This is a genomic window from Asticcacaulis excentricus (genome assembly GCF_003966695.1).
Lineage (GTDB): Bacteria > Pseudomonadota > Alphaproteobacteria > Caulobacterales > Caulobacteraceae > Asticcacaulis > Asticcacaulis excentricus_A.
On sequence record NZ_AP018828.1, the window covers coordinates 859,937 to 872,578 of the forward strand.

10 protein-coding genes are annotated in these 12,642 nt (G+C 61.5%); 6 read left to right on the forward strand and 4 right to left on the reverse strand.

Going from position 1 to position 12,642, the window contains the following annotated elements; genetic code table 11:
* Positions 1 to 18 precede the first annotated feature (18 nt).
* The gene (locus tag EM6_RS15120) at positions 19 to 1,488 is read right to left on the reverse strand and encodes a leucyl aminopeptidase (RefSeq protein ID WP_126423952.1); all 1,470 of its coding nucleotides are present in this window, start codon (positions 1,486 to 1,488) and stop codon (positions 19 to 21) included.
* A 291-nt stretch (positions 1,489 to 1,779) separates the two neighbouring features.
* Here EM6_RS15120 and EM6_RS15125 point away from each other — a divergent pair, with 291 nt between their 5' ends.
* From EM6_RS15125 to rsmA, 6 genes are all read left to right on the forward strand, one after another.
* Positions 1,780 to 2,934 (forward strand): LptF/LptG family permease, encoded by a 1,155-nt coding sequence (locus tag EM6_RS15125; RefSeq protein ID WP_126423953.1) that lies wholly within the window; start codon positions 1,780 to 1,782, stop codon positions 2,932 to 2,934.
* Positions 2,931 to 4,070, forward strand: coding sequence for an LptF/LptG family permease (locus EM6_RS15130; protein WP_126423954.1), 1,140 nt, complete (start codon positions 2,931 to 2,933; stop codon positions 4,068 to 4,070). Before EM6_RS15125 ends, EM6_RS15130 begins: the two co-directional genes overlap by 4 nt.
* A 149-nt stretch (positions 4,071 to 4,219) precedes the next feature.
* Positions 4,220 to 7,150: an LPS assembly protein LptD gene (lptD, locus tag EM6_RS15135; protein WP_126423955.1), complete on the forward strand. Its 2,931-nt coding sequence runs from the start codon at positions 4,220 to 4,222 to the stop codon at positions 7,148 to 7,150.
* A gap of 70 nt (positions 7,151 to 7,220) precedes the next feature.
* Positions 7,221 to 8,492 carry a peptidylprolyl isomerase gene (locus EM6_RS15140; RefSeq protein ID WP_126423956.1) on the forward strand — a complete coding sequence of 424 codons (1,272 nt, stop codon included), beginning with the start codon at positions 7,221 to 7,223 and terminating at the stop codon, positions 8,490 to 8,492.
* Between the two features lie 5 nt (positions 8,493 to 8,497).
* The gene (pdxA, locus tag EM6_RS15145) at positions 8,498 to 9,529 is read left to right on the forward strand and encodes a 4-hydroxythreonine-4-phosphate dehydrogenase PdxA (RefSeq protein WP_126423957.1); all 1,032 of its coding nucleotides are present in this window, start codon (positions 8,498 to 8,500) and stop codon (positions 9,527 to 9,529) included.
* Positions 9,530 to 10,363 (forward strand): 16S rRNA (adenine(1518)-N(6)/adenine(1519)-N(6))-dimethyltransferase RsmA, encoded by an 834-nt coding sequence (gene rsmA, locus EM6_RS15150; RefSeq protein WP_126423958.1) that lies wholly within the window; start codon positions 9,530 to 9,532, stop codon positions 10,361 to 10,363. It begins immediately after the preceding gene.
* A 95-nt stretch (positions 10,364 to 10,458) separates the two neighbouring features.
* Here rsmA and EM6_RS15155 read toward each other — a convergent pair whose 3' ends face one another.
* The 3 genes from EM6_RS15155 to EM6_RS15165 form a co-directional block, all read right to left on the reverse strand.
* Positions 10,459 to 11,220, reverse strand: coding sequence for a hypothetical protein (locus EM6_RS15155; RefSeq protein ID WP_126423959.1), 762 nt, complete (start codon positions 11,218 to 11,220; stop codon positions 10,459 to 10,461).
* Positions 11,221 to 11,256: 36 nt separating this feature from the next.
* Positions 11,257 to 12,060, reverse strand: coding sequence for a class II aldolase/adducin family protein (locus tag EM6_RS15160; protein ID WP_126423960.1), 804 nt, complete (start codon positions 12,058 to 12,060; stop codon positions 11,257 to 11,259).
* Positions 12,061 to 12,155: 95 nt separating this feature from the next.
* On the reverse strand, positions 12,156 to 12,638 hold the full coding sequence (locus EM6_RS15165; RefSeq protein ID WP_126423961.1) for an NfeD family protein: 483 nt from the start codon (positions 12,636 to 12,638) through the stop codon (positions 12,156 to 12,158).
* Positions 12,639 to 12,642: the final 4 nt, after the last annotated feature.

The window sequence follows — 12,642 nt, forward strand, 5'->3', positions numbered from 1 at the left end:
TGTCAGAGGGGGCGTGCCTTACTGCTCGTAATAGGCCTCAACCAGCGCATTGAGCGTGCGCACGCCAAAACCGGTGCCGCCTTCTGGCACTGTGGTCAGGCGCTGCTCATTGGTCCAGGCCGTCGGGGCGATGTCGATATGCGCCCACGGCACGTCATTGACGAAGCGCTGAAGGAACAGGGCTGCGGTGATCGAACCCGCCGGACGGCCGCCAATATTGCGGATGTCAGCGATTTTGGAGTCGATCTGCTTTTCGTATTGCGGCGGCAGCGGCATCCGCCAGGTGTTTTCCGACACCGACTTCGACGCGCTCACCAGCTTGTCCGCCAGATCGTCATTGTTGGAAAAGACGCCGGCATAGTCCATGCCCAGCGAAATGATCATGGCTCCGGTCAGGGTGGCCAGATCAATCATGAACTGCGGCTTGAAGCGTTCCTGGCAATACCACAGGGCATCGGCGAGAACGAGGCGGCCTTCGGCGTCGGTATTGATGACCTCGATCGTCGTACCCGACATGGCCTTCACCACATCGCCCGGACGCTGGGCATTGCCATCCGGCATGTTTTCGACAAGGCCAACGATACCCACGGCATTGACCTTCGCCTTACGCCCGGCCAGCGCCACCATGGCCCCGACTACAGCGGCTGAACCGCCCATGTCCCATTTCATGTCTTCCATGCCCTCAGCGGGCTTGATGGAGATGCCTCCGGTGTCAAAGGTCACGCCCTTGCCGACAAAGGCCACCGGCTGCGCATCGCCCGCGCCGTTCCACTGCATGACGACCAGCTTCGATTCCTTGCGCGAGCCCTGCCCCACGCCCAGAAGCGCGTTCATGCCCAAGGCCTTCATTTCGGCTTCGCCCAGCACCTCGACCTTAAGGCCCAGCGATTCGTAGCCCTTGATGATTTCGGCGTAGGATTCGGGATAGAGAACGTTCGGGGGCTCAGACACCAGATTGCGCGCCAGAATGATACCCTCGGCGACCGCTTTCAACGGTTGATAAGCCGCTTCGGCGGCGGCCACATCCGCCGTCACCAGCGTGATCGTCTTCAGCGCCGGGAGCTTGTCCAGCTTGGCCTGACCGAAATATTTGTCGAAGCGATAGGCGGCGAGCGTCAGGGCGAAACGCACCGTCGCCACCTCTTGCGCCGCAAAGCCTGACAGGTCGAGCGCCACCGAAGTCAGGCCCGACGCCTTCAGGCCGTGCCACAGGCTGCCGGCCACCGATTCGAGCGTCTGCCCCTTCAGGTCGCCCAGAGGCCCGGCCCCCAGGGCCACCAGAGCCGTATAGGACTGATCCGCCGTAGCCGATACGGTCTGCACCTTGCCCTTGGCACCGGTAAATCCTGACTTTTTCAGCGCCCCGGTGAAGTAGCCGCCCGTGGCGGTTTCCAGCGCCTGTGCGGCGGCGCTCAGGGTCAGTCCCTCACCGACCACAACGGCCAGGGCGGTATCGGCGGGAAGGACGGCGGACAGTTCGATCTGCATGGAAACTCCATCTGCGTATGCGGCGGGCCACGCACACACCCCTTTGTGTCTCAGGGCAGGGGCCCGCAATCCGCGCCCGTTTAAGCACCATTTGCCCGGCCGTGGCAAGGCGGTCACAGTTGTCTCAGGGCAAACAAACAACCGATTTTTCTACTGCACTGCGGTAGATGGCTTGCTATTGCCTGTGTATGCGGTCAAAACAGATCGTATAGGCGGTGCGCGGCCATGATTTCGACAAGGCCGATATCTAAGTGCCATCTTTGTTTCTTTTAAACTTTTTCAGGCTGGCCATTGCGTACGATCGAAGGTTACATCTCGCGCCAGATGCGCACGCCGATTCTGGGGGCGATTGCCGCCCTGACGGCTATCGCCATCCTGTCGCAATCCCTGACCCAGTTTGACGTCATCGTTGAACGCGGCCAGAGCCTGAGCACCTTCCTGAAAATCACCTTCCTGGCTCTGCCGCAGTTGTCCGGCCTGATCTTTCCGGTGGCCATCTTTGTCGGCACGCTGGTGGCGCTCAACCGTATGCACAATGACCATGAAATTGTGGCCGGCTATGCCAACGGCATGTCCTTGTGGCGCATCGCCTCACCGGTGGTGCGTTTTGGCGTCTATATCACCCTGATGGGCCTGTTGATGACCCTGTTCATCCAGCCCGCCGCCTCACGCGCCATGCGCGAAGAACTGTTCAAGATCAAGACCGACGTCATTGCCGCCGCTGTGCGCGAAGGCGATTTTTCGACGACGCCATCCGGCATGACGATCTACGTGCAGCGGATTGATCAAAGCGGCCTGCTGCGGCAAATCTTTATCCGCACACCCGGCCCGCATGGCCTTGACCGCACCTATTCGGCGCGCGAAGGCCGCGTCATCACCCCGGCCAAGGGCGGACAGGTCCTGATCCTGCGCGACGGCTCGACCCAGCAATTGTCGCCGGAAGGCGTGCTGAACCACCTGACCTTTGCCGAATACTCCTTTGATATATCGCAGTACGTGATCTCGGAAGACTATCTGCACTTCAAGGATTCCGACCGCTTCCCGCACGAACTCTTCTTCCCCAACCGCGCCATGGAGTGGGAAAACGGCAACTGGACCAAGCTGATGGCCGAAGGCCACGCGCGCATTTCCGGCCCGCTGTATAATCTGGGCTTCTGTTTGCTGGCGGTTGTGGGCGTCCTGGGCGGCGCGTTCAGCCGTCAGGGTTATGGGCGACGCATCGCCACGGTGTCGTTTATCGCCGCCGGTATCCGCATCGTCGGCTTCGCTATCGAAGCGGGATGCGCCAACACGCCGGTACTCAACATCCTACAATATGTCGTGCCGGTGGCCCTGATCTGGGTCTGTCTGTCCATCATCCATAAAAACGACCGTACCTGCGTGCGCGGCAAGGCGAAGCGTACGCAAGACCTGACGGAACTGACGCCCATCGGAGGTCAGGCATGAACCCGGTCACCGCCGCTCTGAACCTGCTGGCCTATGTCAATCCGTGGCGTCGTGAGCGCCTGACGACCTACATCATCACGCGCTGCCTGATGGCCATAGGCACGGCGCTTGTGGTGGTCTCCAGCATTATCTTCCTGATTGACTACGTTGAAATTTCGAAGTCGCTGGGTCAGCGCGGCGACCTGAGCAGTTTTCAGATCGTCGGTCTGCTGATGCTCAAATCCCCCAATATCATTCTGGTCCTGCTGCCCTTTGCCTTCCTGTTCGGCACCCTGTCGGCCTTTGTGGGGCTGAACCGCCGTTCCGAGTTGATCGCCATGCGCGCCGCCGGTATGTCGGCCTGGCGCTTTGTCCTGCCCGCTGCGGGGATGGCGGCGATTTTGGGCGCATTGACCGTTACCGTACTTAACCCCGTCGCCACAGTGCTGGCGGATCAGTATGACCGCTTTGCCGCTCAGCAGTCGCAATCGGACACCCGTGCGAAGTCGGGTGAAATCTATCTGCGGCAAGGCGACGGCAAGCAGCAGACGGTTATCCATGCCCGTAAGCAGAGCGAAGACGGGCGCCTGATCGACGCCAGCTTCTGGACCTTCTCGCTTGATGAAACGGAAATTCCGCGTTTTCTGACACGCATTGATGCGTCGGAAGCGGTGCTGCGGCCCGGCACCTGGCAGCTCAAAAGCGCGCGGGTCAGCAAGCCGGGTGAGACAACCCTTTATTATAACACCCTGTCCATTGGTTCAAACCTGAGCCCGGAGCGGGCGTTCAACCGCTTCGCGGCGCCGCAATCCACCAATTTCTGGCAACTGCCCGGTACCATCGCCCAGATCGAATCGTCAGGATTCTCTGCCGCCGGATACGTTTTGCGCCTGAATCAATTGCTGGCCACCCCACTGATGTTCGCGGCCATGACCGCGCTGGGGGCCGCCTTCAGCCTGCGCCTGATGCGGATTGGCGGGCTTGCGCGTCTGACCCTGTCGGGTATCGTGTTGGGCTTTATGGTGTTTTTCCTCAACCAGCTCTGTGGCTCACTGGGAAAGGCCGAGGTTATCCCCGCCTTTCTCGCCGGCTGGGCCACCCCCTTCGCCGCCTTTTTGACGGCGATGACATTGCTTGTTTATACTGAGGACGGTTAGGGCACGGTGTTCGATGTTTGCGTCTCGCAGGCGACAGGCCCGAAACCAAACGTCAAAATTCGTTGCCGCCCCCGCCGTCTGACAACCTATTGTTAGCCAAATCAGCCGAAGCGTTTGTTCCGCGTTCCCTTCCATCAGGTACACCGATTATGAGAAAAGCGTCGCTCAAGCTGAGCGTAGGAGTCCTGACCCTCGTAGCCGCTGGCGTCGTCAGCGGTCAGGCCGCTGCGCGCCCGGATGCCGAAGCGGACGGTGACCTACGCCTCAAAGGCGTTCGCTTTTTCGCCGATGAGACAGAGCTCACCGCACCGGCGGTGGAAGCGGTGGCAACACCCGCGCCCGTGGTAGCGACGTCCTCCCCTCTCCCCGCGCCCCGGTCTGAACCATCCAAAGACGCGGCTCCGGCGGTTTCCGTCGCCCACGGCACGACCGAAACCGTCGCAGTCAGCCCTTCCGAAGCGCCCAAGGTGACCCGCCCCCGGCGTTCCAGCGCGCCTGCCGCCGAAAGCGCGGCCTTGCCTGCCGTCACTCTGGCCCAGACAGACACCCCGGCTCAGCCGCAGCCTTCGCCGATGGTCATGAATGCGCGCCTGAGCGACGAACAGCTCCTCAAGGCCGAACGCGACCGCCTGAATGGCAAGGACAATCCCGCCGACAGCAAACCCGCCGATCCGCCCCTGCCGGACGACGGACTGGGTGAAGACGGGGCCTTTATCACCGCCGATGAAGTCACTTCGCCCGAAGAGAACATCATGGTCGCCCGTGGCAAGGTGGAAATGCGCTGGGAAGGCCGCCTGATTCGCGCTGATGAAGTCCGCTACGATCAGACGACGGGCAAGACGGTGGCCACTGGCAATGTTCAGACGATCAATCCCGATGGCTCGGTGCAATACGCCGACCGGCTGGAGGTCGATAACGAGCATTCCTCCGGTACCGGCGACCGTATCGCCTATATCGACACCGAGCAGTCGAAGCTGTTCGCCAACAAGGTGGAACGTCTGGACGAACAGACCAACCGTCTCAGCGAAGCCATTTTCACACCCTGCGAACTGTGCGTGAAGGACAATGTGACGCAGGAGCCGACCTGGCACATTCAGGCCAGTTCGATCACGCAGGACAAGAAGCACCGCGTGGTGATCTACCGCAACGCCGTCATCAAGGCCAAGGGCGTGCCGGTCTTCTACATGCCGGTCCTGTGGCACGCCGACGTGACGGCCAAGCGCAGCTCCGGCTTCCTCATGCCCAAGCCCGGTTTTTCAGGGCGTCGCGGGGCGACCCTGGAACTGCCGTACCTGTGGGCGGTATCGCCCTATACGGACATCATCATCAGCCCGGAATTTTCGAGCAAGCTCAATCCGCTTCTGTATCTCGAACTGAACCGCCGCTTCTATTCCGGTGATCTGCATAGCCGCTTTGGCGTCACCAATGAGCGCTTTTTCGACAACAAGGGCCGCAAATGGGGCGACAGCGCCACCCGTGGCTTCATGCTGGTCGATGGCAAGTTCGATATCAACGAAGACTGGCGCTGGAATTTCACCGCACAACGCGTGTGGGACAAGACAAGCAACGGTCTGCTGTCGTGGTCGGGGCCAGACACCGCGCCCACCTCACAGCCTATCGCGGTCAATCAGCCGATATCGAACTTTTACGAACGCTATAAGGTCGATGAGGGCTTCCCCTATGCCGGCGATTTTTCGAGCAATTCGCGCCGCCTGATCAGTCAGATCAATCTGGTGCGTCAGACCGATACGGCCTTCTTCAGCGTCTCGCTGTTTTCGTTCCAGAGCCTCGCGATTGCCGGTCAGCACCGCCTGAGTTCCGATCTGGCGTCTAGCCCGGTTCTCTATCTGGCGGAACGCGACCGGACACAACCTGCCGTCGCGCCGATGATCGACGCCTACTGGTCGCCGGATAAGGAGATACTGGGCGGGCGTCTGACCCTGTCGGCCAATGCCGTGTCCATCATTCGCAAAACGACGCCTTCGACGGATATTTTTCTGGCCCCCGACATCGCCGATCCGAATAATCGCGGGTCCGTTGATACGGCGCGCGCCAATATCGGTCTGTCGTGGCGGCGCGGCATGGTCACCCCCGGCGGCATCAAGGTCGCGCCCTTCCTCGACGCGCGTCACGACGAATACTATCTGCGCGACTATTACAAGACCGGATATGCCCTGCAACCCGGCGAAGAGGATACGCGGCGGGTGTCACGCAGCCTCGGCACGGTCGGCCTCGACGTCTCCTACCCGCTGCTGCGCAAGTTCAACGGCCTGACCGTGATCGTCGAGCCGATCGCGCAACTGGCCCTGTCGCCCGATTCGCAGGTCGAACCCTTCCTCACCAACGAAGACTCCAATGCGTTCGAAGTCGATGCGACCACCCTGTTCAAGGCCAACCGTTCCCCCGGTTTCGACCTTTACGAGGGCGGCAAACGCCTGAATGTAGGGCTGAAGACCCAGTTCAGCTATGATTCGGGCCTGCGCATCTCCACGCTTCTGGGGCGAGCCTTGCGTCAAAATCCGGAAGAAAACTTCTACCGCACCTACAAGGTCGGCAACCGGACCTACAAATACGATGCTTCCAGTCTGGCCAATACCAAATCGGACTGGGTTGTGCAGGCCGAGGTCGATACGGGCAAGGGCCTGCGCCTTTATACGCGCCAGCGTATTGGCGATGACGGCACGATCCGTCGCGGTGAAAGCGGCGCCAGCTATATGAGCAGCCGCACGCAACTGACGGTTCGCCATCAATACGACAAGACCGGCCCCGTATTCCTTGACGACGGGCGCATCGGTACCACCGAAAAGTACCACGACCTGCAACTGTTCGGTCAGCATTTCTTCACGACCAACTGGGGCGTGTCGGCGCAGGTCAGCCGTGACCTGATGCGCGAACGCTGGCTGCGTTCCGAAGCCTCCGTCATCTACAAGGATGACTGCGCGCGCTTTGAACTGGTCTATCAACGCGACGAAACGGCCCTGCTGCAAGAGATCCCTGGCAAGGCCAGCGAGTCTATTTCGGTTCGGATAAGTCTTGCCACATTGGCGCCATCGGACGATGATTTTGTCAATGTACGCTAAGAGCCGTATGGTTTATAGATTGCCCGACCCGGCCGCAGCGCCGCTTTGTTGAAAAGATTAAAACGACGACATGACCTCCGTTGCCTTCCGCCGTTCCGCGCTGCTGCTTTGCACCTGCCTCACCCTGTCGGGCCTTCCGGCCGTCGCGCAGACGACCGCCCAACCGGCGGCGCAGGCGCGCCCGCTGGGCGAAGGGGTCGTGGCGCTGGTCAATGACAAGCTGATCTCGTCCTACGATCTCAAGCAGCGTATGCTGTTGCTGATCATCACCTCGGGTGTGCAGGTCACGCAGCAAAACTACGCGGCGTTTCAGCAGCAGGCCCTGCGCGCGCTGATCGATGAGCACTTACAACTGGCCGAAGCCGACCACTTCAAGCTGACCGTCTCCGATGAGGAAATCGACGAGGAAATCGGCAATATGGCGCAGCAGTCGGGCCTGTCGAAGGATCAGCTTCTGGCCGAACTGAAGCGCGCCGGCATCGAAGCGCAGACCCTGCGCGATCAGATCAAGGCAGAAATCGCCTGGGGGCAACTGGTCAATGGCCGTTTCCGCCCCAAGGCGCGCGTCGGCAAGGATCAGGTCGATGCCTTCATGACCAAGCTGACCGAAGATAGCCAGAAGCCGCAATATCTGGTGGCCGAAATCCTGATCGATCCGGAAGTCGCCGGTGGTCAGAAAGAGGCCGAGGCCGGGGCGCAGCAACTGTTCGATCAGATCGCGCAGGGCGTCGCGCCGTTTCAGTCGGTGGCACGGCAGTTTTCCAACGCCCCGTCGGCGGCCAATGGCGGTGACGCGGGTTGGCTGGTCTCTGGTACCATTGACCCCAAGGTTGAAACCGTGCTCAAGGGCATGAATCCGGGGCAGATGACACGTCCGATCGTCACCGACGAAGGCGTCTATATCTACTATCTGCGCGAAAAGAAGGAAGGTAAGGCCGACGCCAAGGTGCGCCTGAAACAGGCCGCCGTACCGCTGACCGGGGGGGATTCGGCCATGCGAGCTCTGGCCAGCTTCCGCGCCAAGTATCCGACCTGTGACGCTCTCAATAACGAAAAGGGCAATGGTCAGGTCAGCGTCGCCGATCTCGGCTTTACGACCCTCAGCGACTTAAAGCCGGAATACGCCTCGGCGCTGCAACCGCTCAAGGTCGGCCAAAGCACCGAGCCGATGAAAAACGCCATGAATATCAATGTGGTCTATGTCTGCGACAAGACCGCCGCCGGTGATGATGTTCCTTCGCGCGAACAGGTCGAACAACGCCTGACGCAGCAAAAGGTCGCCATGCTGGGCCGCCGCTATCTGCGTGACATCCGCGACGGTGCCACCATCGAAAGCCGGTAAGGGCGTTGCGCCCGCCCATCACGGCGCCGCTGATCCTCAGCCTGGGTGATCCCTGCGGCACAGGGCCGGAACTGGTTCACAAGGCGTGGGCGGCTCTCAGATCACGGACCGACTACGCTTTCGCGGTACTGGGCGATGCCGATCTGCTGGCGTCTCTGGGGCCGGTTCGGCCTATCCATGACCTGTCCGAAACCATAGCCGCCTTTCCCGATGGCCTGCCGGTTCTCGACCGCCCGCTAAGCGCCCCCGCCCGTCCCGGTCAGCCCGATCCGGTCCATGCGCCGCACATTACCGGCTGGATACGCGAAGGCGTCGCGCTTTGCCTGTCCGGTGAGGCGCGCGGCCTCGTTACCGCCCCCATCGCCAAGTCGGTGCTCTACGCCACCGGCTTCGCCTTTCCCGGCCACACGGAATATCTGGGTGACCTGACCGCCGATACCCCCTATCCCGGCACGCGCGGCCCGGTCATGATGCTGACCGCACCCGATGCCGCCAATGATAGCGCCCTGCGCGTCGTGCTGGCCACCATCCACATCCCGCTGTCCGAGGTGAAAGCGCACCTGTCGGCAGAGCCCCTTCGCAGCCTTGCCCACGTCACCCACGAAGCCCTGATCCGCGACTTCGGCGTGGCCAGACCGCGGCTGGTGCTGGCCGGACTCAATCCTCATGCGGGTGAAGACGGCACCATCGGGCGCGAGGAAGTCGATCTGTTACAACCTCTGGTGGTGGCCTTGCGCACCGAAGGGCTGGACATCTCAGGTCCCCTGCCCGCCGACACGCTTTTCCACGCGGAGGCGCGTCGCACCTATGACGCCGCCCTGTGCCTGTATCACGATCAAGGCTTGATTCCGCTTAAGACGCTGGACTTCTGGGGCGGGGTCAATATAACCCTCGGCCTGCCCCTTGTACGGACGTCTCCGGATCACGGCACCGGTTTTGCCATTGCCGGCAAGGGCATAGCCCGCCCCGACAGCCTGATCAACGCCATCCGGGCCGCCCACGACATCAGCCTGAACCGAGCCCAAAAAACCACGTAAATGACCCTGCCCTCCCTCCGCGAAAGCCTCGAAGCCCACGGCCTGATGGCCAAAAAGAGCTTCGGTCAGCACTTCCTGCTCGACCTCAATGTGACGCGCAAGATCGTGCGTCTGGGGCAGGAGGGCGGCAATAGCTTCGACAGTCAGGTGGTGATCGAGGTCGGCCCCGGTCCCGGCGGTCTGACGCGCGCCGCACTGGAAAGCGAAGCCGCTTATGTGCTGGCCGTCGAAAAGGACGCGCGGTTTATCGACTTGCTGACGGAACTGGATACGGCCTATCCCGGCCGTTTCAGCGTGGTCGAAGCCGATGCGCTGAAGGTCGATGAGCCCGCCCTGCTGGCCGAACGTAGCCTGCCATCGCAGGCGCATCTGGTCTCCAACCTGCCCTACAATGTCGGGACACCCCTGCTGATCAAGTGGCTGACCGGGCCGTGGCAGCCCAAATCCCTGACCCTGATGTTTCAGCTTGAGGTCGCCCTGCGCGTCGTCGCGCCGGTCGGGGACGATGATTACGGCCGTCTGGGGGTCATCTCTCAGGTCCTGTGCGACTGTGAAAAGCTGATGGACCTGCCGGCGCGCGCCTTCACCCCGCCGCCCAAGGTCGATAGCGCCGTAGTGCGCCTGATCCCCAAGGCCGAACGCCCCGAGGCGCGCGTCATCCGCAATCTGGAAACCCTCACCGCCGCGGCCTTTGGTCAGCGTCGCAAGATGCTGCGGGCCTCGTTAAAGGCGCTGGGCGGCGAGACCCTGCTGGCCAAGGTTGGGATTGATCCGACCCTGCGCGCTGAAAATATCAGCCCGGCGGACTTTTTGCGGTTGGCAGAAGCGCTTTAAGGTCTTGGGGCCAGTTGGCCCCAAACCCCATAACTGTCTGCAATAACTCTGGCTGGGCGTTCTGCTCCAAGTTACGGGTGAAGGCCCCTCGCCCTTCAAAACCGTTTCCAAAGCCCGATGGTCACCGCACTCGACTTCGGCACATTCTCGCCACTGACCGTCTGACGCAGGCCAAACTGCACGCCCAGCGTCTGTTTGGCATCGAAAAAGCGCACGGCGCTGGTTTCCACGTGCGTCCATTTGGCCTCAAAACCGTTCAGTCGATCCGTCTTACCCGCAAACACCTGAGCCATCACGATCCATTTGGGCGAAGGCCGCGCCCCGACGGTCATATCCACCCGCCACTGATCGGCATTTGACCCGCTGCGGGCCCGCCTAGCGACCTGCGCATCGACAAACATCGGCACCTTGCGCGCCTCGAAACTATGGCCGCCATAAAGGCGCACCTCGATATCCGGGTCTTCATCACCGGGCACAGAAAACTCGTCACGCCGCCCCTTGCCAAAGCCATCCAACGACACACTGGCGCTCAGCGCACTGCGATCGGAGCGATAGAGCGGCGTCTTCAGCCCGATCTCGACAGAGCCCAAACCTGAGAAACTGTCCACAGAGGTTTGAATATCCTGAATATTCGCCTTGGCGAACACACTCAGCAGGTCGTGCACCCCGCGTTCGGCAAAGACCGTCACGCGCTTTTCTTCCCAGTGCGGCAGGTCAATCGCGGCCGTGCCGGACGCGTCGAACCCCTTACTGGCCGTGACCACCTCGGCCTTGACGATGACTTCGCTCGCCCCACTGTCCGGCCCCCAGGCCGAGGCGCAAACGGTCGCTGGCGACAGGGCCAGCACCACTGCCAAAATCCACCGCCCCCGCTTGCGCAAACCTACCCCCTTTTAGCGATCCCAGCCGGGATACTGACGCTCCAGCCGCCGCATCAGCCCCGGCCACAACAGACCGGATACAAAACCGACACCGGCCCCTAGTGGCGCCACCTTGTCCTGCACGTCCTGTGGCGCTTCCAATACGCCGCCGCGTCCGGCCGACAGGGCGGCAATCTGCTGCCGACAGGCCTGCTCCAGAAAATAGATCAGGGTAAAGGCTTCGGCCGCCGAGCCACCATAGGCCAGCGCACCATGGTTGCGCAACAGCATGATCTTTTTTTGCCCCAGATCGGCGACGATACGCTGGCGTTCATCGTGATCAAGCGCCACGCCCTCATAGGCGTGATAGGCCAGATGCGGCCCCAGCAGCAGGGCGTTCTGCGTCAGGGGCAGCAGGCCCTCCTTTTGCGCCGACACGCCGGTCATGGCGTCCGTATGCAGGTGGATGACCACATGCGCATCCGGACAGGCGGCGTGCAGGGCGCTATGGATGGTGAAGCCCGCCGGATTCACAAAGGCGTCGGCCGCGCCTACAATCTGGCCCTCCAGATCGACCTTGACCAGCGCCGAGGCCGTCATCTCCTCGAAAAAAGTGCCGTAGGGATTGATCAGGAAATGATCGACCTGCGACACCACCGGCCCATCCGGCCCGGCCACAAGCGAGTCCTTCGCCGGGACGCGGGCCGAAATATGGGTGAAGATGGTATCGTCCCAGCCAAACATCGCCACCAGACGATAAAGCGCCGCCAGATCCTTACGGATGGCCCATTCGGCGGGGCTGATCAGCGGATGAACCGGGGCGGTTTCAGAGGTCATGAGGTCGTCTCCCTGTATCGTTTTGCCGATGACAGGGGATTGACGTACCGTAAGTCAAGCCGATTGCATCGACTTTCGAAGTTATCTACGTCCTATCAAACCCTTGTGACGATCAGCTTACCTTCGCTGACCGCCAGAATGCGGACCTTTTCGGACAGGGCAATGGGCGCGTCCGTGCGTTCGCTCTGGGCCGGCCATTCGACGCCATCGAAGATGACGCGGCCATTGACGCGCTGACCTTCGAGGTCATCGAAGGCGTCAATCACCGTCGCCTCCTGCCCGATCAGTCGATGGTGCGGGTCATTGATATCGGCCCCTTCCGCCAAGGGGGGCTTGAGGAAACGCCGCGACAGAAGCGTCATAATCAGCGTCAGGACGCAGAAAATAACGATCTGCACCAGCAGGTTGGCCGGGGCCCCGGTTAGGGTAACAACCGCCACGATCACGGCGGCGGCCGCAGGCCACAGAAGCCACTGCGTACCGATGACAATTTCAAACGCCAGCAGCGACCCGCCAATAATCAGCCACGCCCAGAAAAGCTGCCGCCCCTGCGGCTCAGCCAGCAAAAACTCCAGCATACTC